Annotated in this window: 20 protein-coding genes and 1 pseudogene; 13 read left to right on the forward strand and 8 right to left on the reverse strand. The window is 62.5% G+C overall.

Going from position 1 to position 19,636, the window contains the following annotated elements; all coding sequences use genetic code 11:
• Positions 1-61: 61 nt before the first annotated feature.
• A complete protein-coding gene (locus J4G38_RS22555; RefSeq protein WP_210521157.1) occupies positions 62-1,750 on the reverse strand; it encodes an FAD-dependent oxidoreductase in 1,689 nt (562 codons plus the stop codon).
• A 379-nt stretch (positions 1,751-2,129) separates the two neighbouring features.
• Positions 2,130-3,008: a helix-turn-helix transcriptional regulator gene (locus tag J4G38_RS22560; RefSeq protein ID WP_210521158.1), complete on the reverse strand. Its 879-nt coding sequence runs from the start codon at positions 3,006-3,008 to the stop codon at positions 2,130-2,132.
• 276 nt (positions 3,009-3,284) lie between these two features.
• On the opposite strand from J4G38_RS22560, the gene J4G38_RS22565 reads away from it, so the two are divergent.
• The 3 genes from J4G38_RS22565 to J4G38_RS22575 all read left to right on the forward strand — a co-directional run bounded on the left by J4G38_RS22565 (position 3,285) and on the right by J4G38_RS22575 (position 5,187).
• The gene (locus J4G38_RS22565) at positions 3,285-3,824 is read left to right on the forward strand and encodes a carboxymuconolactone decarboxylase family protein (RefSeq protein ID WP_210521159.1); all 540 of its coding nucleotides are present in this window, start codon (positions 3,285-3,287) and stop codon (positions 3,822-3,824) included.
• 246 nt (positions 3,825-4,070) lie between these two features.
• Positions 4,071-4,487, forward strand: coding sequence for a DUF983 domain-containing protein (locus J4G38_RS22570; RefSeq protein WP_226163695.1), 417 nt, complete (start codon positions 4,071-4,073; stop codon positions 4,485-4,487).
• A 55-nt stretch (positions 4,488-4,542) separates the two neighbouring features.
• Entirely contained in the window at positions 4,543-5,187 is a 645-nt protein-coding gene (locus J4G38_RS22575; protein ID WP_210521160.1) for a sterol desaturase family protein, read from the forward strand.
• Positions 5,188-5,200: 13 nt separating this feature from the next.
• Here J4G38_RS22575 and J4G38_RS22580 read toward each other — a convergent pair whose 3' ends face one another.
• On the reverse strand, positions 5,201-5,722 hold the full coding sequence (locus J4G38_RS22580; RefSeq protein ID WP_226163697.1) for a DUF1348 family protein: 522 nt from the start codon (positions 5,720-5,722) through the stop codon (positions 5,201-5,203).
• 187 nt (positions 5,723-5,909) lie between these two features.
• Between J4G38_RS22580 and J4G38_RS22585 the strand changes: the two genes are divergently transcribed.
• The 3 genes from J4G38_RS22585 to J4G38_RS22595 all read left to right on the forward strand — a co-directional run bounded on the left by J4G38_RS22585 (position 5,910) and on the right by J4G38_RS22595 (position 7,496).
• Complete coding sequence (locus tag J4G38_RS22585) at positions 5,910-6,338, forward strand: FAD-dependent oxidoreductase (RefSeq protein ID WP_210521161.1); 429 nt, start codon at positions 5,910-5,912, stop codon at positions 6,336-6,338.
• A gap of 331 nt (positions 6,339-6,669) precedes the next feature.
• Positions 6,670-7,140: a nuclear transport factor 2 family protein gene (locus J4G38_RS22590; protein WP_210521162.1), complete on the forward strand. Its 471-nt coding sequence runs from the start codon at positions 6,670-6,672 to the stop codon at positions 7,138-7,140.
• A 38-nt stretch (positions 7,141-7,178) separates the two neighbouring features.
• Entirely contained in the window at positions 7,179-7,496 is a 318-nt protein-coding gene (locus J4G38_RS22595; protein WP_210521163.1) for a phosphoribosylpyrophosphate synthetase, read from the forward strand.
• Positions 7,497-7,517: 21 nt separating this feature from the next.
• Here J4G38_RS22595 and cydB read toward each other — a convergent pair whose 3' ends face one another.
• The 4 genes from cydB to J4G38_RS22615 form a co-directional block, all read right to left on the reverse strand.
• Entirely contained in the window at positions 7,518-8,552 is a 1,035-nt protein-coding gene (cydB, locus tag J4G38_RS22600) for a cytochrome d ubiquinol oxidase subunit II (protein WP_210521164.1), read from the reverse strand.
• Positions 8,553-8,562: 10 nt separating this feature from the next.
• Positions 8,563-9,996 carry a cytochrome ubiquinol oxidase subunit I gene (locus tag J4G38_RS22605; protein ID WP_210521165.1) on the reverse strand — a complete coding sequence of 478 codons (1,434 nt, stop codon included), beginning with the start codon at positions 9,994-9,996 and terminating at the stop codon, positions 8,563-8,565.
• Positions 9,997-10,263: 267 nt separating this feature from the next.
• The gene (locus J4G38_RS22610; protein WP_210521166.1) at positions 10,264-10,536 is read right to left on the reverse strand and encodes a hypothetical protein; all 273 of its coding nucleotides are present in this window, start codon (positions 10,534-10,536) and stop codon (positions 10,264-10,266) included.
• A gap of 237 nt (positions 10,537-10,773) precedes the next feature.
• Entirely contained in the window at positions 10,774-11,121 is a 348-nt protein-coding gene (locus tag J4G38_RS22615; protein WP_210521167.1) for a hypothetical protein, read from the reverse strand.
• 351 nt (positions 11,122-11,472) lie between these two features.
• Between J4G38_RS22615 and J4G38_RS22620 the strand changes: the two genes are divergently transcribed.
• Positions 11,473-12,525, forward strand: coding sequence for a tyrosine-type recombinase/integrase (locus J4G38_RS22620; protein WP_210521168.1), 1,053 nt, complete (start codon positions 11,473-11,475; stop codon positions 12,523-12,525).
• Positions 12,526-12,661: 136 nt separating this feature from the next.
• On the opposite strand, the pseudogene J4G38_RS22625 reads toward J4G38_RS22620, so the two are convergent.
• Positions 12,662-12,860: pseudogene (locus J4G38_RS22625) on the reverse strand (transposase); the annotation flags it as partial.
• Positions 12,861-13,145: 285 nt separating this feature from the next.
• On the opposite strand from J4G38_RS22625, the gene J4G38_RS22630 reads away from it, so the two are divergent.
• The 6 genes from J4G38_RS22630 to J4G38_RS22655 all read left to right on the forward strand — a co-directional run bounded on the left by J4G38_RS22630 (position 13,146) and on the right by J4G38_RS22655 (position 19,578).
• Positions 13,146-14,642 carry a BON domain-containing protein gene (locus tag J4G38_RS22630; protein ID WP_210521169.1) on the forward strand — a complete coding sequence of 499 codons (1,497 nt, stop codon included), beginning with the start codon at positions 13,146-13,148 and terminating at the stop codon, positions 14,640-14,642.
• Entirely contained in the window at positions 14,626-14,826 is a 201-nt protein-coding gene (locus J4G38_RS22635; RefSeq protein WP_210521170.1) for a hypothetical protein, read from the forward strand. The genes J4G38_RS22630 and J4G38_RS22635 overlap by 17 nt, the downstream gene beginning before the upstream one ends.
• Positions 14,827-15,010: 184 nt before the next feature.
• Positions 15,011-15,205, forward strand: coding sequence for a hypothetical protein (locus tag J4G38_RS22640; RefSeq protein ID WP_210521171.1), 195 nt, complete (start codon positions 15,011-15,013; stop codon positions 15,203-15,205).
• 221 nt (positions 15,206-15,426) lie between these two features.
• Positions 15,427-17,820: a phosphoketolase family protein gene (locus tag J4G38_RS22645; RefSeq protein ID WP_210521172.1), complete on the forward strand. Its 2,394-nt coding sequence runs from the start codon at positions 15,427-15,429 to the stop codon at positions 17,818-17,820.
• A gap of 210 nt (positions 17,821-18,030) precedes the next feature.
• Entirely contained in the window at positions 18,031-18,789 is a 759-nt protein-coding gene (locus J4G38_RS22650; protein ID WP_210521173.1) for an MlaE family ABC transporter permease, read from the forward strand.
• 9 nt (positions 18,790-18,798) lie between these two features.
• Positions 18,799-19,578: an ABC transporter ATP-binding protein gene (locus tag J4G38_RS22655; RefSeq protein WP_210521174.1), complete on the forward strand. Its 780-nt coding sequence runs from the start codon at positions 18,799-18,801 to the stop codon at positions 19,576-19,578.
• The last annotated feature ends 58 nt before the right edge of the window (positions 19,579-19,636 follow it).

The following is a 19,636-nucleotide window of genomic DNA, read 5'->3' on the forward strand; positions in this document are numbered from 1 at the left end:
TTCTGCCCGGCAACCGTGGGTCTTTAGTGGTTCTGACAACAGTACCTCACGTAGCGGAGGGCTAATGCACGACTGGGAGAGTGGACAGCGTGGAGCCCAGGTAGGCGTGGATGAACGACACCACCACGCCGCCTTCGCCCACGCCCGCCGCCACCCGCTTCACCGAGCCGGCGCGCACATCGCCGGCCGCAAAAAGGCCCGGTACGGACGTTTCCAGGAAGTAGGGGTCGCGGGCCAGGGTCCACCGGGGGGCTTCGGTGCGCGTCCGCACCGAAGCGCCGGTCAGGACATAGCCCAGCGCGTCGCGGGCCACGGTGTCGGGCAGCCATTGGGTGCGGGCGTCGGCCCCGATGCACACAAACAGGGCACTGGTCGGGTAGCGGGTCTGTTCCTGGGTGTGGTGGTTGAGCACCGTAATGGCTTCGAGGTGCTGCCGGCCTTCCACGGCCACGACCTCGCAGTGGCCGTCGATGCGGATGTTGGGCTTGGTGGCCAGCTGGTCAATCAGGTACTGCGACATGGTGCCCCGCAAATCGGCTTTGCGCAGCAGGACGGTCACCTGCCGGGCGTAGCTGGAGAAAAACAGGGCGGCCTGCCCGGCGGAGTTGCCGCCCCCAATCAGGAACACGGACTGGCCTTGCACGCGCAGGGCTTCGGTGCGCGCCGCCCCGTAGTACACGCCGCAGCCCAGAAACCGGTCGATATCGGGCACCGCGAGCCGGCGCCAGTCCACGCCGGTGGCCAGCACCACGGCGCGGGCGCGCACCACCTCGTCGCCGTCGAGCACCAGCTCGTGGTGCCCCTGGCCGGCCCGAAATGCGACCGCGCTGCGGGTAGTGACAATGTCGGCGCCCAGCCGGACCGCCTGGTTGAAGGCCCGGCGGCCGAGGTCTTCGCCGCTGATGCCGGTGGGGAAACCCAGGTAGTTTTCGATGCGCGAGGATGTCCCCGCCTGCCCGCCGGGCGCTTCCTGCTCAATCAGGAGCGTGGCCAGGCCTTCGGAAGCGGCGTACACCGCCGCCGATAGGCCGGCGGGCCCCGCGCCCACAATGGCCAGGTCGTACGGCCGGTCGGCGGGCCCGGTGCGAATGCCGAGTTGGACAGCCAGCTCCCGCACCGTGGGGTTGGTCAGCACGGTTCCGTCGTTCAGGCGGGCATAGAAGGACTGTTTTTGCAATGGCCGGTTGGTAGGAGCGGCAGCCGGGGTTTCTATTTCGGCGTCCAGGTTCTCCCAGTTAAACAGGATGTTGTTGCGGGACAGGAAATCGCGCATTCGGTAGGCGGCCGGGTCCCACGGATGGCCGGCCAGCGTGACATACGAAGTAAGAACCGCCAGGGCCGCCTGCTGCAGGGGGATGACGTGCCGCACCATTTCGGCCATAATGGTTTGTGCAAAAGCCGGCTGGTCAGCCATTAGCCAGCGCAAATCATGCGCGTCCAGGCGCAGCACCCGGCTGGGCTCGGTGGCCCGGGCGCTGATGGAGGCGGGCGTGCCCATCAGAATGGATACTTCGCCGAGGTAATCGTCGGCCGTGCGCGTGCTCACAAACTGCTGTTGCGAGTAGCTGTGCTTGGTGCTCTCGATACTGCCCGCGAGGATATAGAAAAAAGCCGGCTCTTCGCCTTCGTAGAGGATGTAATCACCGGCGTTGAGAACCAACTCGGCGGCGTGGGTCACCACAAACGCGCGCTGGGACTCATTGAGGTCCGCAAAAAGAGCGAGGGGGCGCAGGGTATCCAGCGTTATCATGACCAGGCAATAAGGTTAGACGGATAGCAATACTAAGCTATTGATAAATAGCGCAGCATCAACAGCCTCGGAGGCATTTGTCCATTACCTGGCGGCCATTGTCTATTTTTTTGGATTCTTCCCCAACCAACCTTTGCCAGTAGCACATGGGGCTCATTCACACCCCGATAGCGCTGCTCCGGCACTCCCAATTCAGCGAAGCCAGGCTTTACGAATTGGCCAGCCACACCAACTGAACTGCGCCGTTTCATCTTGTCTCACGGCTCCCGGTAAGCCATTCATCTCATTTATCATGAACAGCTTTGTTTTTCGAGGCCATCCGGGCGGGGCATTTGCGCGGGGGCACCCGGTGCGGGCGGGCGATGGGCGGGCGGCCTGTTCAATCCACCATGGCCCGCTGCTGGCGAAACGGTTCGGGGGTCTGGCCGACGTACTTCTTGAAGTAGCGCGAGAAGTAGGAAGCATCGTCGAAGCCAAGTAGGTCGGCAATCTGGCTGACCGACTGGGCCGAGTGGGCCAGCAGCCGCTGCGCCTCGGTGATGACCCGTTCGTGAATCAGGTCGCTGGCGGTGCGGTTCACCACTTTTCGGCACAGGGCGTTGAGGTGATTGACCGTCAGGGCCAGCGTATCGGCGTAGTAGCGCACGGATTTCTCGGTGCGAAAGTGGGCGTCGAGCAGCTGGCTGAATGCGCGCACCTGCTCCAGGCCGTGCGAGGGCGCGCGCGGGCCCTGTTCCTGCGTGTAGGCCCGCCAGGCCAGTTCGAGCAGCAGGTACAGGTAAGCCCCCACCACCGTTTCGTGGTTGGTGGCGGGGGTGAATTTTTCCTGGAAAATACTTTCAAACAGTCCCCGAATAGTTGTTTCGCTGGCCGGCAAATACAACACCGGGGGCTGCGCGGGGTCGAAAAACGGATAAGCCCCCAGTCGGTCGGCCGGGTACTGACGCAGGTAGAACGCCGCGCTGAAGAAAAGGATGTAGCCCTGGGCATCGGGCGAAAGCGTCCAGCTGTGGGCCTGGCCCGGCACCAGAAAGTAGAGCCCCCCCGGCCGCAAGTCGTAGGTTACCAGGTCAATGGTATGGGTGCCGCGCCCTTGGGTGACATAGAGCAGCAGGTAGAAGCTGTGGGCGTGGGGCAGGCTCACCTGGGGGAAGCGGACCAGGTGGTCCTCCAGGCGCTCAATGTAATAAGGCTGGCTCCGGCGGCGGTCGTCGGAAAATTCTTCAATCGACAGAACGGGCAGGGGCTGTTTTCTCATGATGAGGCCCGCTGCCGGTAAGACCAATGGGTGCGGGCATTGGGTGCACTAACCTACGAAAACTTGTTGGCCCGCCGCTACTGCCGGCCGCACGAAAAGGGCTTAGCTGCCACCGCCGCACCCGCCCCAAACAGGCAAAATCAGTGATTAGTACCGCATATGCTACCCTTTGTGTCTATTCCTGGCTCGTGCCCCCCAATACCTTTGTAATGCCATTTAGATAACAAAAATGCGCAGCGTCAGCTGATTGGCGCATCACTTTCAACCCCTGTTGTCATGAACCGTTTAACCGCGCTGAACCCCGACACTGCTTCGGGCAAAACCAAAACGCTCTTTGATGCCATCCACTCCAAGATGGGCAAAGTGCCGAACATGATGCGCACCATGGGCCACGCCCCGGCGCTGCTCGAAGGCTACCTGAGCCTAAGCGGGGCGCTGGGCGGCGGCACGCTCGGGGCCAAGCTGGGCGAGCAGCTGGCGCTGGCCATCTCCGAAGCCAACAGCTGCGACTACTGCCTGGCTGCCCACAGTTTCATTGCCGAGAAAATGGTGCGCATGGACTCAGCCGCCATCGCGGCCAGCCGGCAGATGAGCCCCATCGATACCAAGACCGATGCTGCCCTCACCTTCGCCAAGCACCTGGTGGAGAAGCGTGGGCTGGTGAGCGAAGACGACGTAGCCGCCGTACGCGCGGCGGGCTACACCGAAGGCGAAGTAGGGGAAATTGTGGGGCACGTGGCCTTGAATATCCTGACCAACTACTTCAACAACACGGCGAAACCCACCCTCGACTTCCCGGCCGCCGCCGCTCTCTAGAGCGGACCGGCACTACTTGGTTCCCCGCGGCAATTTATTCGCAGTGAGCAACGGGTTGGTGGTGTCGAAACCATCAACCCGTTGCCACGGGAAGGGTGACGAGTCAACGGGTAGCCCCGCGAATTGCCAACGCCACCAAAATAACCGCCCGCAAGCCGCAGCCCTGCACGCCCGCTCGTTAGCATTTTGCCTGGGGGGCTGCTTTAGAATACCCTCTCCGTATAGCTGATACTTTTTTGCTTCGTCATGAAACCGATTGATTCTTCCACCTGGGCCCTGTTGGATTTACGCTGCCCCCGGTGCCATCAGGGCAAGCTGTTTTCTTACCCCGCGTATTATTTAAACAAGTACACCATCATGCCGGAGCACTGCCCGGTCTGCGACCTGGCGTATGAGCCGGAGCCCGGCTTTTACTGGGGGGCAATGTTTGTGAGTTATGCCTTTTCGGTGGCCTGTTTCATTGTGGGCGGCGTGGGAACCTACTATTTGCTTCACGACCCGTCGGTGTGGGTATACGTGCTGGTGGTCACTGGGCTGGTGCTGCTCACGGCTCCGGCTACTTTCCGCTACTCGCGGGCCATCATGCTCTATTTGTTCGGCGGCGTTGAGTACGAGCCCCGCTACAACGCCCCCAGGGGCGCGCCCAAACACGTTGTAAAATAGTGGCTTATCAGCCGGCAATATTCTGCCTGCTCGCTCCCTTCCTGCTTTCTTCTGCATGCCAACCTCCGCCTCCCCATCAGCCCTACTTACGCCGCGCCCTAAGCACAAGGGCTCGGCGCAGCTATTTAAAAACCCGCTGCTCGAGCGCCTGACGCACACGCACTTTGCGCTGCCCGTGGCCATCTTCCTGAGCACGGCCGGCGTTAGCCTGTACTTCGGCCTCACGCGCAGCCTGCTCACGGGGCTGGCCGCCTTCGGGCTGTTTCTGGCGGGCCTGCTGCTCTTTACCCTCGCCGAATACCTGATGCACCGCTTTGTGTACCACCTGGCTACCACCACGCCGGGACGGGCCAGGTTCCAGTACACCATGCACGGGGTGCACCACGAGTACCCCAAGGACAAAACCCGCCTGGCCATGCCGCCCATTCTCACGGTTTTCGTGGCTTCGTTGCTGTTCTTTATTTTTCGCTTCGTGTTTGGCCACCAGGCCCTGGGGCTGCTGTCGGGCTTCACCTTCGGCTATGCCTGCTACCTGTTCGTGCATTACGCGCTGCACATGTACGCGCCGCCAAAAAATGTGCTCAAGCGGCTTTGGCACCATCATGCCATGCACCACTACACCCAGGAAGCGGCGGCCTTTGGCGTATCCACCACGCTCTGGGACCAGGTATTTCGCACCATGCCCCGCCAGCGGCGCTGAGCCCAACCGCTCCTTACAGCGGCCCGTGTTTGGTTTCCAAAATGGCCACCTCATTGGAGCTGGCCTCGCGGCGCTGCAGGAGACCCCCGGCATCAAATTGCCATAGCTCGTTGCCATCCGCGCGGTACCATTGGCCGGCGGCATTGTGGTACTCATACCTGGTGCGGACCGCCATGCGGTTCTCGTGGAAGTTCCACAGCTCCAGCGCCAGGCGGCCGCCCAGCTCAGTCGCCCATTTTTCGGTCAGAAAAGCTTCTACTGCTCCCCGGCCCGTCAGTAAATCAGCCCGCTCACGCCATTCCGTTGTCAAAGAACAGAGCAAGCCAACGGCTTTGGGGTTTCTTGTATTCCATCCATCCTCCAGCTGTCGCACCTTCTGCTGCGCGGTTTCAGCAGTAAAAGGTGGCCTCAGGGCTGGTGGTGTGGGCGCGTAGGGCGGCTGGGCCAGTACGGCATCCCACATGGTGTCGCCGCATTCTTCGTGCACAAAAGGGGCTTCTTCTTCCGGTTCCGGCGTTGCATCGGGTGAGTTCATGGCAGGGCGAATAAGATGGTTTATAAAGGTGATAATCTTCCCTGCGAAAGGCAAGGAATAGCTTCCGGTGGGCGACTTCGGCACCCCGCTGCAAGCGCGGGAGTCAGCCGTAGAAGAGGCCCGTTATTTATGTACAGGGCAAACCCATCAATTGGTACGAATTAATCTAATCGAACGATTATCCCCAATGGTAAAAGCCTCCGAAAACCACCCCTTGCTCCCCGACGTGCCCGGCCTGCGGGCCAGCCAGCGGGCCTACACCAGCTCGACCCTGCTGGAGCGTCAGGCCCTGCCCAGGCGGCTGGTCATCCTTGGTGGCTGCCTGGTCGGGCTGGAGTTTGCGCTGACCTATGCCCGGTTCGGCTCAGCTGTAACGATACTGGAAGCGGCCTCCACCTTTCAGCTTCAGAACGAGGCGGCTATCGAAGACATCATTTGCAAAGTACTCACGCACAAAAACATTGTATTGGTAACCGGGGCCTGCCTGCATCGCATCGAGCCGGGTGCCGCGGCTGATACGGTCGTGTACGAGGATAAATACGGAATTCCTCGGCGCCTAAGCGCCTCGGCCATTCTCGTAACGGCAGGTCGCCTGCCGATGACCACCTGCTGCTGACTGCGGCCAAAATGGCCCGTGGCGCCCGGACTGGCTCCACCCTTTTTTTGCCAAACGCCACGAAATGCCAACCGATTTCACCGTTGCCTGTCCGGTCAATAGTACCGGTACAATCGTTCAGGCTCCCCGGGCAGCTGTGCCTACGGAGCCCGCCCAGCCGGCGGAAGGTGCCCACGCCGATGCCCGGGAACCGACGAAGCGCAGACCTGACAGCCCCCTGCCCGCCCGCGAGTCCCTGTCCGCGGCCGAGCGCACCATCATGGGCCTCGTACAAGGCGAAACCATCTTCTAGCCTCTGGTCAATCACCGCCACTTTTTTTTCTCTTGTCACATGTCTGAAATCCGACCGCCCCTGCCCCCTTTTACCTTCGAAACCGCGACCCTGAAAACGCGGTTGGCCGAAGATGCCTGGAACTCCTGCGACCCCGAGCGCGTGGCGCTGGCCTACACCCCCGACAGCCGGTGGCGCAACCGGAGCGAATTCTTTACCGGGCGCGAGACTATTCGGCTTTTTCTCGCCCGTAAGTGGGAAAAAGAGCTGGACTACCGGCTGATTAAGGAATTGTGGGCCTTCCACGAAAACCACATCGCCGTGCGCTTTCAGTACGAGTACCACGATGCCAGTGGCAATTGGTTCCGGGCCTACGGCAACGAAAACTGGGAGTATGATGCCCAGGGCCTCATGCAGTGGCGGCAAGCCAGCATCAACGACGTGGCGATTGACGTTTCGGAGCGTAAATTTCTGTGGCCGGCCGGGGCGCGCCCGGCCGACTACCCGGGCCTACGCGAGCTGGGACTCTAAACGCCTGCTTTCTCCTTGTTCACCTCATCCCTGATGCCATGCTTACTTACGACACCCTGACGGAAGCCCTAAACGACCTGCGCCAGCGCGGATACGGTCTTGATTACAACCTGACGGGCGCGCAGGCCTACTGCGCCGAAGTGAAGGAATATCTGGGCCCGGATGAGCTGACCATCAAAGAAGTGTACCGCTTTGAGGGCGACTCCAACCCGGACGATAACATGGTGCTCTACGCCCTTGAATCGCGCAAAACGCCTGCCAATAAAGGCGTGCTGGTGGCCGCCTACGGGCCCGATGTCGAGGCGGAAGCCGCCACCTTTATTCAGCGGCTGGATACGAAACTGGCCTCGGGCTAGTCGGGGCTGCGTCCGTAGTGCTCAATAGCTGGCCGAGTCCAGCCGGACTTTGCCCCGGAATACCCAGAACACAAAGCTCGTGTAGGTGGCCACCAGCGGAATACCGATGGCGGCCATGGTGAGCATGATGCTCAGGGATTTGGGCGAGGAGGCCGAGTTTTGGACCGTCAGGTTCCAGGCGGGGTTGAGGGTGGAGCGCACCAGGACCGGAAACAGCCCCGCCGCCACCGTGAGCAGGAGCAGGGCGGCAATCGAGCCCGAGCACACGAAGGCCGGGAAATAGCGCCGCCGCTTCAGGAATCTGCCGATGGCCAGCACCAGCGCCAGCGTGAGCAGCGGCACGGCAAACAGCCACGGCTGCTGCCGGAACACGGCCAGCATGTGCGGCACGTACCACAGCGTGGCCACCGAGAGCAGCAGATACAGCCCGGTGAACACGCGCAGCGTCTGGCGCACGATGAGCGTGAGCCGGGCGTAGATGCGGTTTTCGGTTTTGAGCAGCAGGTAGACGGCCCCGTGCTGGGCAAAGAGCGCCACCGTGGTGAGGCCCACCAGCAGGGCGTAGGGGTTCAGAAACGAGAGCCAGGTGCCGTGAAACTCGCGGTCAGCCCCAATGGGCAGGCCCTGGATGAGGTTGCCCAGCACCACGCCCAGGCTCAGGGCCACCACGATGCTGGCCACCGAGTAGCTCCAGTCCCACATTTTGCGCCACCAGGCCATGGGCTCCTTGCTGCGAAACTCGATGGAAATAGCCCGGAAAATCAGGGCTACCAAAAACAGCATAAACGGCACGTAGAACGCCGAAAACACCGTGCCGTACACCACGGGAAAGCCCGCGAACAGCGTGCCCCCGCCAATGACGAGCCACACCTCGTTGCCGTCCCACACCGGCCCGATGGCGTTCAGGGCCACGCGGCGGCTTGCTTCCTTGCGAAAGAGCATGTGAATGGCCCCCGCGCCCAGGTCGAAGCCGTCGAGCACGGCGTAGCCCGTGAACACGGCGCCCACCACCAAAAACCACCACACGGCTAAATCGAGCCCCAGAATTGTTGTCATGGCCACGGAGTTAAAGGTCTGATACATGGCTTAGGGCGGCACCCGAAGCCGTGGGCGCATCGTGGGAAATAACCGGGTTGTTGCGCTTGGAAGCCGGGGAGAGGTGGCTGCTTTCGCTCAACTCTTCCCCCTCATCGGGGCCGTGCTGAATCTTTTTATTGAGCAGGTACAGAAACAGCGCAAAGAGCAGGGCGTACACCAGCGTGAACAGTATCAGCGAAAACCAGACCTGGCCCGCCGTCACGGCCTTGGAGAGCGCGGCCGACGTGCGCAGCAGCCCGTACACCACCCAGGGCTGCCGGCCCACCTCGGCCGAGTACCAGCCCAGCTGGTTGGCCAGCTGCGGCAGCAGCACCGCGCCCACGAACACGCCCAGCAGCCAGCGCGTGCGCCAGAGCCGCCCGCGCCAGAGCAGAAAGCTGGCCAGCAGCGTCAGGCCAATCAGCGTCACGCCAATGGCCACCATCAGGTGGTAGGTCTGAAAGACGAAGTTGACCGGCGGCCGGTCTTCGGGGCGGAAGCTGTCGAGGCCCCGCACGGGCGCTTTCAGGTCCTGGTGCACCAAAAAGCTGAGGCCGCCCGGAATGCTCAGGCCCGTTACTTTGTGGGTCTTGTTGTTTACCCAGCCCAGCAGGTAGAGGTTGGCGGGGGCCGAGGCCGCGTAGTGGCCTTCAAAAGCCGCCAGCTTGGCGGGTTGGTTCACGGCCACCCCGTTGGCCGAGTGGTGTCCGGTAAAAAGCTGCCCCAGCCCCGCCAGGGTAGCAACGAGGAGGGCAATTTTGAAAGCCGCCTGGGAGCTGGCCACAAAACGCCCTTTCAGCAAATACCAGGCACTCACGCTCAGCACCAGAAAGGAGCCCGCCAAAAACGCGCCCACAATGGCGTGCGACAGCCGGTCTACGCTGCTGGGGTTGAATACCATGGCCCAGAAGTCCGTTATCTCGGCCCGCGCCGTGAGGCCCGTGCCGACGATGTGGAAGCCCGCCGGCGTCTGCTGCCAGGAGTTGGCCACCACAATCCAGATGGCCGAAAACATGGAGCCCAAGGCCACCATCACCGTCGAGAAGAAATGCACCCGCGGCGTAACGCGGTTCCAGCCAAAGAGGAGCACGCCCAGAAATCCCGACTCCAGGGCAAAAGCAAAGATACCTTCCGCCGCCAGCGCCGAGCCGAAGATGTCGCCCACGTAGCGCGAGTAAGTGGCCCAGTTGGTGCCGAACTCAAACTCCATGACAATGCCCGTGGCCACCCCAATGCCGAAAATGAGGGCAAAAATGCGAATCCAGAACCGCGTGAGCCGCTCGTACATCGGGTTGCGCGTTTTCAGAAACATGCCTTCCATCAGCACCAGCACCACGCCCAGCCCAATGCTCAGCGGGGGGTAGATGTAGTGAAACGCAATGGTAAACGCAAACTGGATGCGGGCAAGGGTTTCAACGGACATGGTACCAGCAAAAGGAGGTGAACCGGCGGCCGGGCCCGGCCCCCAACGGGAGAGGCGGCCCCGGGCTTATTGGAATTTAAAACGGCATTTCAGGCAGGCTACCGTGCCTTATATCGAATATCGGATAAATATTGCGAAATTACTATGCAGACTCGTGTTTGCTATGTGGAGTCCCATAGCACTAACCGTGGCCGGGGCAGCAGTACCCCTGCGATAAGTAGTGGGGGCGGTTCGAAAAACCTGAACACCTCTTTGCTACCGGCAGCTCTAGCAGCCGCAGCTATAGTTGGGAGCATCGGCGTAGCCTGGCGCGGGCTGGTCATCAACCCGCAGAATGTGGTCGAGGCGAATTTCCTCGCCTGACTTCAGGCGCATGAACTCGGCTTTTTCGCGCACGAAAAACGTATCAATCACCCCTGATTCCAGGCAAAGCTGGCGGATGTCGTCGAAGTATTGGAGCACCACCCGGCGACGCTGGGTGGCAGCCGCTTCCAGCTCATCGTAGAAGCTGCAAGCGACGGGTTTATAGTCTGCATTCATGATTTTACGGGAATTAAAGTAGCAGCAACCCACACTTTACGCTGCTGATACTCAAAATTACGGCTTGCCACCACCCCGTCAATGGACCATTTGGTTGAAATTACCAGACAAATCAACGATTGGGCAGGGGCCGAAAAAAGCGCCTTCCGCCAACGAAAAAAGCCCCCGCCGGTGGGCGAGGGCTTTTTTCGGATTATTACCCGGCTTGCACTGTAGCAGGCAGGTTGTGGCAGCCCCTTACTTGACAAAAAGGGTCGTCACCTGGCCGGTTTTCTTATCCACCGCGAAAGCCGCTGCGTTGGGCATGCGCCCGGCCCAGTCGGTGCGCGGCACCATCACCTGCCAGTGGTTGTCCACGTCCACAAACTGGGCCGAGTCAATCTGGAAGACGGCCGCATTGGGCTTCTGTTGCAGGAACTGGGTGAGGGCCGTGCGGGCGGCGGCCTGGGTGCCGGCCGCCGTAGTAGCACCCGTTGGTTGAGGGGTAGTCGCCGGAACGCTGGCCGTGGGTTTTATTCGTTGGCAGCTACCCAGGCCCCCCAGGGCGGTGAGAGCAATAATTAGCAAGGAGGGTACTCGTTTCATTGTAGGTGTTGATAAAATGGGTCCTTTTTTCATAGGCTGTTCGATTGGCGACCGAAAGTTAGTGTAGGAATGCACCGCCGAAACTGGGCGAGTCCGCGGGTTAAGTTTGTCAATGGCCATTTCTGGAGTAGAAAAACAAGATTATAAGTACGATAAGGCTTCATTCCTGTAGTCAGCTCCAATTTGGGCAACCTGAAAACAAGTTATGATAATGCTTACTTATCATAACTTATCTTTACTGGCAAAAATGGGTGCTTTTTGACCGGTTACGGCACCTATATAGAAGGTATACGCCCGCGGTCTGGTTTGTGCTCGGTTCACCTCGCCTTTGCGCCATCTTAAACCTCCTCCATGAACGAAGAACTTTCGATTGTACCGGCGTCAAACGCCAACCAACCGGTCAGCGCGCAGCTGACCCGGGCCTCCGCGAAAGTCGCGGGCTTTTTAGAGGCCGGCCTGCAAGGAGCGGCGAACACCGAGCGGGCCTACACCTCGGACCTGAAAAGCTACGGGGCCTTTTGCGAGCAGCACGGCTTACAAGCAATGCCGGCCGACGTGGATACGCTCACCGAGTATGTGGCGCACCTAGCTTCCGAGAAACCCGAGGCTTCGCCCGAGAACAGACGGGGAAAAAAGAAGGGCCAGCAACCGCTCACCCGGCCGCACGCCCTGGCCACCATCAAGCGGCACCTGGCCGCCATTCGCAAAGCCCATCAGCTCGCCGGCCACCGGCTGCCGGCCACGCTCGATGCGCTCAACATCGTGATGGAAGGCATTGCCCGCACCCTGGGCAAGCGGCAGGACCAGGCGCCGGCCTTTACCGTCGAGGAGCTGAAGCAGGCCATTCGCCGCATCGACCTGGAAACGGCGGCCGGCCTGCGGGACCGGGCCCTGCTGCTGCTCGGCTTCGCGGGGGCCTTCCGGCGCTCGGAGCTGGTGGACCTCAACATCGAGCAGCTGGAGTTTACCGAGCGGGCCTTGCTGGTGCACCTGGCTAAAAGCAAAACCAACCAGTACGGGGCCGTGGAGGACAAAGCCATTTTCTACGCGCCCAACGCGGATTTCTGCCCGGTACGGTGCCTGAGGGCTTGGCTGAATCTGCTGGGCCGGACCACGGGGCCGCTGTTCGTCAAGATTCCGCGGGCAGCCCCGGGCCCGATGGCCATTCCATCAGACAAACGGCTCTCCGACATCTCTATTAACAAGCTGGTGCAAAAGCGCCTCGGGCCAGGCTACTCGGCGCACTCCCTGCGGGTATCGTTTGTGACGGTGGCCGTGCTCAACGGGCAGTCCCACAAGGCCATTAAAAACCAGACCAAGCAGAAAACGGACGCTATGATTGAACGCTACACGCAGCTTAACAACGTAGTTTCCTACAACGCAGCTCAGAGCCTGGGCCTATAGATAGAATTCCTTCTTCTGAATTAGAGCAGTTCTCAGTTTAGTGTACATGGTACCCACAGTGGTCAAACCAGTTTTTAGCGTCGTGCCCGCTTATCCAGTCCGTAGCGGTCTGGATGACGGCTTCCAGGGTTTCGCGGGTGCGGGCCTGAACGGTGCGGAGCCAGGGGTTGAGTTTGCTGAAGGCCCGTTCGATGGGGGTTAAAATCGGGCGGGTAAGGCGGCAGGTATAGCAGGCGTGCGCCGCGGGCTTCCACCACTTCGGCCAGTCCGGCCACTTTGTGGGCGGGCAGGTTATCGAGCACGACCACTTTGCCGGGCCGCAGCGTGGGGCCGAGCACCTGGTCCAGGCAGGCGGCGAACACTTAACGCCGATACTGTACACCATCCGGAGAACCGCTCCAACAGCGCCGGCCGCTGCCACTCGTTCTGCCGTGGCTGTCAGTGGCTTCACCAATCGCGAATACCACCAATTGCAACAGGGCCCGGCCGGGGCCCTCTACTTGACGGATATCATGCGATGCGGCAATTCTTGTCATGGGGGGAACAGGGAGCGGCGGGGACCTTTGCGGAAGGCTGGCTTTTAAGCCTGCCCTCACTTTTCCACCCAACTCCGCCCGCTCATGCAAACTACCCAACTGCTGCCGCCCGCTTCCGCTGCGTGTATGGCCGATGCCGACATCACGGCCGCCATCAAGACGCTGCTGGCTACCAAAAAAGGCCTTACTGCGCACCTGATTGCCGTGCAGACCCGCGAGGGCATCGTCGAGCTGACCGGCTTCACCGATAACCTGCTGGCGCAGCAGCGGGCCGAGGAAATTGCGCTGGCCGTGCGCGGGGTGCGCGGCCTGCACAGCGCCCTGGCCGTGCGCACCGCCGATGTGCCCGATGCCGAGCTGCAGCACGCCGTGGCCCGCGCCCTGGCCGATGACCCGGCCACCGACGACTACCAGGTGCACTGCCTGGCCAGCCACGGCGTGGCCACGCTGAGCGGCCTGGTGCAGTCGTGGGCCGAAAAACAGCTGGTGCTGCGCGTGGTGAAGGGCGTGCGCGGAGTGCGCGGTTTCGAAGCCGGGCAGCTGATGGTTCGCGGGGGCGCCATCCGGAATTCTGACGAGGAAATCACCACCCAAATCCGGGAGCGGCTCGATTGGGACATTCGCGTGAACGGGGCACTGGTGCTCGTGCTCACCACCGAGCAGGTGGTGCACCTGTCGGGCACGGTGGGCACGGCCGCCGAGAAAGACCGCCTCGTGGCCATCGCCTACCAGAGCGGGGCTACCCGCGTGGATGCCCGCGACCTGTTTGTGGCCTACTGGGCGCTGGGCCGCGAAATCCGCCGCGAGAAATGTGCCCCTAAAACGGATGCCGCCATCGGCGCCGCCGTGCGCGCCACGCTGCGCTTCAACCCTCGGGTGCGCTCGGCGGAAACGCTGGTGCAGGTGCTCGACGGGGTGGTAACGCTGGCCGGCACCGTGAGCAACCTGCGCACCCGGCAGGATGCCGAACAGGACGCCCGCCACGTCGTGGGCGTGGCGGGCGTGCACAACCTGCTCAAAGTGCGGCCCGCCCAGCGGGTGCCCGACGAGGACATTCGCCTGACCATTGCGGCCGCCCTGGCCCGCGACCCCTACGTGGGCCACCTGGTATTCGGCGTGCAGGTGCACAGCGGGCTAGCCCTGCTCACGGGCCTGGTTGCCACGGATTTTGAGCAGGAACATGCCGGCGAATTGGCGGCCGGCGCGAGCGGCGTGCTCGACGTAAATAACCGGCTGGAAGTAGTGAGGGCCGCTACGGCGGCTGAAACCCCATCGCCCGTCCTGCTGCCGGGAGACACCGGGCCGGCCCCGGTTCTGCTCAGCCCCGACCTGGCCTTGGCCGCCCGCATCCGGGCGCGCTACTGCTGGGCGGCCGGCCTGCACGACCAGGAGGTGACCGTGCAAGTTGCCAACGGCCGCGCCACCCTCACCGGCACCGTCGATTCCTGGCCCGACCGCCAGCGGGCGGCCGAGGAAGCCCGCGATGCCGGCGCCCACGAAGTGAACAACCACGTGCGGGTACTGGTCAACGCGCCACTCAGCCGCCCCCAAACGCTCGCCAGTCATGGAATCGAAGCCTAGCCCCGACCGTCACCGCGCCGAAGACCTGGCGTGGTCCATCAGCGGCGGCACGCGGCAGGGCGCGCAGGAAGCCGATGCGTGCATGGCTTACGACGACTGGCTGTACGCCTCCCCCAGCCCACCGGCGCAGGTTGAACCCCCATTCATCGGTACCACTACCTCTCCCCGGACTCCGGTGCGCTGATTATAGGCAGCCAGGTATATCAGAAAACGGTGGTGAGCGGCATCCCCCAGCAAGCCAGCGCGCAGCGAGCCGATGTGCTGGTAATCATCGCGCGCCGCCACCGGCCCGGCACCCGCCAATTGATGGCCAACGCGCCAACCGCAAGGTGTGGCGTTTTCGCTTGCTCATTTCTAATCCTGAAACCATGAAAAAGAAGCCCTTGCTCCCGCCACCCACCACCCCAGCCGTGCCGGAGTCAGCCGCCAAAGCCCATAACGGCACGCCGCAATACGGCGACTACGGGCATCCGTCCACCCAATCCGGGCCTGAGCCAGCACCCGACCGGCGGGCAGCGGGCGGCAACGTGTTCGACCTGCGCAACGAGCAAACCACGCTGTAATCCCTCCCCTCCATGATAACTCCCACGATAATGTTCTCGGTGATGCTCCTGGCCTCGCTGGCCGTGTTCAGCTCCTACACCCGCGCCACGCAGGCCCAACTCCAGCCCGCCGGCCGGTAAACTGCACTGCGCCCTCATTCCTGACGAGGGGGCATGACTGCCCGCACCGTCATTCGGCTGGTAGCCGGCAATTAATCCCCTCGCTAAAATTAACCAATCCAATGCCGACCAAAACCACTCTGGAAGCCCCCGTTGCCACGCCCCTTTCGCCGGAAATGCTGCACCGCATCAATGCCTACTGGCGGGCGGCCAACTACCTCTCGGTGGGGCAGATTTACCTGCACGACAACCCGCTGCTGCGCGAGCCGCTCACCCTGGCGCACGTCAAGAAGATGCTGCTGGGGCACTGGGGCACCACGCCGGGCCAGAACTTCATCTATACCCACCTCAACCGCGTCATCAAGGCCAATGACCTGAATATGATTTACCTGTCCGGGCCGGGCCACGGCGGGCCGGCGGTGGTGGCCAGCACCTACCTGGAAGGCACGTATAGCGAGGTCTACCCCAACATCAGCCAGGACGCGGCGGGGCTGCAAAAGCTGTTCACGCAGTTCTCGTTTCCGGGCGGTATTTCCAGCCACGCGGGGCCGCAGACGCCGGGCTCGCTGCACGAGGGCGGCGAGCTGGGCTACTCGCTCAGCCACGCTTTCGGGGCGGTGTTTGATAATCCGGACCTCATCGTGGCCTGCGTGATTGGCGACGGCGAGGCCGAAACCGGCCCGCTGGCCACCGCCTGGCACTCCAACAAGTTCCTCAACCCCGCCCGCGACGGCGCAGTGCTGCCCATCCTGCACCTCAACGGCTACAAGATTTCCAACCCCACGGTGCTGGCCCGCATCACCCCCGAAGAGCTCGACCAGCTGCTGCGCGGCTACGGCTGGACGCCCTACTTCGTGGAAGGCCACGAGCCTGAATTGATGCACCAGGCCATGGCGGCGGCCCTCGACCGCATCATGGCCGACATTCAAGCCATTCAGCAAAATGCCCGACAAGCCGGCGACCTCACCCGCCCGCGCTGGCCCGTGCTGGTGCTGAAATCGCCGAAGGGCTGGACCGGCCCGGCTGCCGTGGACGGCCTGCCCAACGAAGGCACGTTCCGGGCCCACCAGGTGCCGCTGGCCGTGTCGGCCAGCGCGCCGCCCGAGCACCTGGCCCAGCTGGAAAGCTGGCTGCGCAGCTATCATCCCGAAGAATTATTCGATGCCGAAGGCCGACTGCTGCCCGAATTGGCCGAGCTGGCCCCCACCGGCACCCGCCGCATGGGCGCCAACCCGCACGCCAACGGCGGCCAGCTGCTGCGCGATTTGCGCCTGCCCGATTTCTGCGACTACGCCGTGGCCGTGCCCGCGCCGGGCGCAGTGCAGGCCAGCGATACCTTCGTGACCGGCCAGTTCCTGCGCGACGTGCTGCGGCTAAACGCGGAGCCGCGCAACTTCCGCGTTTTCGGGCCCGATGAAACGCTGTCCAACCGTCTCGAAGCGGTATTTGAAGCCACCGACCGGCAGTGGAACGCCGCCGTGGAAACCAACGACGAATTCCTGTCCCCGGCCGGCGGCGTGCTCGAAATGCTGAGCGAGCACCAGTGCCAGGGCTGGCTGGAAGGCTACCTGCTCACGGGCCGGCACGGGCTGTTCAACAGCTACGAGGCCTTCGTGCACATCGTCGATTCGATGTTCAACCAGCACGCCAAATGGCTGAAGCTGACGCTGGAAATCCCCTGGCGGCGCAGGCTGGCCTCGCTTAATTACCTGCTCACGTCCACCGTATGGCGGCAGGACCACAACGGCTTCACGCACCAGGACCCCGGCTTTATCGACCACGTTATCAACAAGAAGGCCAGCATCGTGCGCGTGTACCTGCCGCCCGATGCCAACTGCCTGCTCTCGGTGATGGACCACTGCCTGCGCAGCCGCCACTACGTGAACGTGGTAGTGGCCGGCAAGCACCCCGGCCCGCAGTGGCTCGACATGGACGCCGCCCAGAAGCACTGCACCGAGGGCATCGGCCTCTGGCCCTGGGCCAGCACCGACGCCGGCCAGGAGCCCGACGCCGTGCTGGCCTGCTGCGGCGACGTGCCCACGCTGGAAGCCCTGGCCGCTGCCAGCATCCTGCGCGAGCACCTGCCGGAGCTGAATATCCGGGTTGTGAACGTGGTCGACTTACTGAAGCTCCAGCGCAGCACCGAACACCCCCACGGCCTGAGCGATGCCGACTACGACGCCCTCTTCACCCGCGACAAGCCGGTGGTCTTCGCCTTCCACGGCTACCCCTGGCTGGTGCACCGCCTCACCTACAACCGCGCCAACAACCAGCACCTGCACGTGCACGGCTACCGCGAGGAAGGCACCATCACCACGGCCTTCGACATGGCCGTGCTCAACGAGCTCGACCGCTTCCACCTCGTGCTCGACGTGCTCGACCGCGTGCCCAGCCTGGGCAACAAGGGGGCCTACCTCAAGCAGTTTATCAAGGATAAGCTCGTGGAGCACAAGCTCTACATCACCCACCACGGCGAGGATATGCCGGAAATCCGCACCTGGCAGTGGCCGGCGTAAAGGCACTAGAACATCATGCCGAGCGCCGCCTGCGCCCAAGTGCGCCGCCCCCCGCAAAAGTCATCCATAACGAAGTCAAGAGACTTGATTTATATCAAGTTATTGCCTGCGTTGCGTCATCAAGGCCGCTGATGGGGAAGGATACTTTTTGTTGCAGGCCGCTGATGACGCATCCACCAGGCTGTTTTCTGCTCCTTATCCGCCCGTTTCGTGTCCGTTAGCTCCATCCTGGCCGAAACCGGCACCGTCACCCGGTTTGCCGGGCGGGTTTTCCGGGAGGGATTCCGGCCGCGCTTCGAGGTGCAGGAGCTGCTGTACCAGTGCTACGTCATTGGCTACCAGTCGTTGCCGCTGGTGGGCCTCACGGGGTTCATTATGGGGCTGGTGCTCACGCTGCGGCTACGGCCGACGATGGTGCAGTTCGGGGCCGATTCGTGGATTCCGGTGATGGTGGGCATGACCATCATCCAGGAAATGGGCCCCATCATTACGGGGCTGATGGTGGCCGGCAAGGTGGGTTCCAACATCGGGGCCGAGCTGAGCTCGATGCGCGTGACCGAGCAGATTGACGCCATGAGCGTGTCGGGCACCAACCCTTTTAAGTACCTGGTGGTGACGCGGGTGCTGGCGGCCACGCTCATGGTGCCCGTGCTCACGGTGCTCTCCGATGCCATCGGACTGTTCGCCGCCTACGTGGGCATCAACACGAATGGCGTGACCACGGTGGCGCTGTTCACCAACCAGATTGTGGCGCGGCTCACCTTCGGCGATGTGCTGCCGGCGGTGATAAAAACCTTTTTCTTCGGCTTTGCCATCGGGTTGATTGGCTGCTACAAAGGCTATTATGCCGATAAGGGCACCGAAGGCGTGGGCCGGGCCGCCAATTCGGCCGTGGTGGCCGGCTCGCTGGCCGTTTTCCTGCTCGACCTGCTGGCCGTGCTCATCAGCAGCCTGCTCGGGCTGTATTAACCGGCCGCCATGCTCCCCGCTCCCACCCCTGCGCCGCCCGCCGCTCCCACTGCCAATCCGGCCGAAGCAGTGCTGACGATTGCCAACGTCAGCCTGGCTTTTGGCGAAAACCACGTCTTGCAGGACTTCTCACTCACGCTGCTCCGGGGCGAGAACATCGTGGTGATGGGCAAGTCGGGCGCGGGCAAGTCGGTGCTCATCAAGTGCGTCATTGGCCTGCTGCAAACCGATTCGGGGACCATCACGGTGCTGGGCCAGGACGTGGCCGCCCTCGACCACAACGGCCTGGACCGGTTGCGCACCAAGCTGGGCTTCCTCTTCCAGAGCAATGCCCTCTACGACTCGATGACGGTGCGCGACAACCTGCTCTTCCCGCTGCGCCGGCAGTGGCTGACCCACACCCCGGCCCAGGAAGCAGAGCTGGTAAAGCAGGCCCTCGAAGATGTCGGACTGGCCGATACCGCCGCCAAGATGCCGGCCGAGCTGTCGGGCGGCATGCGCAAGCGCATTGCCCTGGCCCGCACGCTCATCCTGCGGCCCGAGATTATTCTTTACGACGAGCCCACCACGGGCCTGGACCCCATCACGGGCCGCGAAATCGACCACCTCATCCGCGAAGTGCAGAAAAAATATAACACCTCCGCCCTCATCATCTCCCACGACCTGGCCTGCGTGCGCCTCACCGCCGACCGCGTAGCCCTGCTCTCTGAGGGCCGCTGCTACGCGGAGGACACGTACGCGGGCATGCAGGCGAATGCCGACCCGCAGGTGCATGACTTCTTCGTGTGAGAATAAGTCCATCACTAGGGAACGTCATGCCGAGCGTAGCGAAGCATCTCGCCTGCTT

Source organism: Hymenobacter terricola (assembly GCF_017921975.2).
In the GTDB taxonomy this organism is placed as follows: Bacteria; Bacteroidota; Bacteroidia; order Cytophagales; family Hymenobacteraceae; genus Hymenobacter; species Hymenobacter terricola.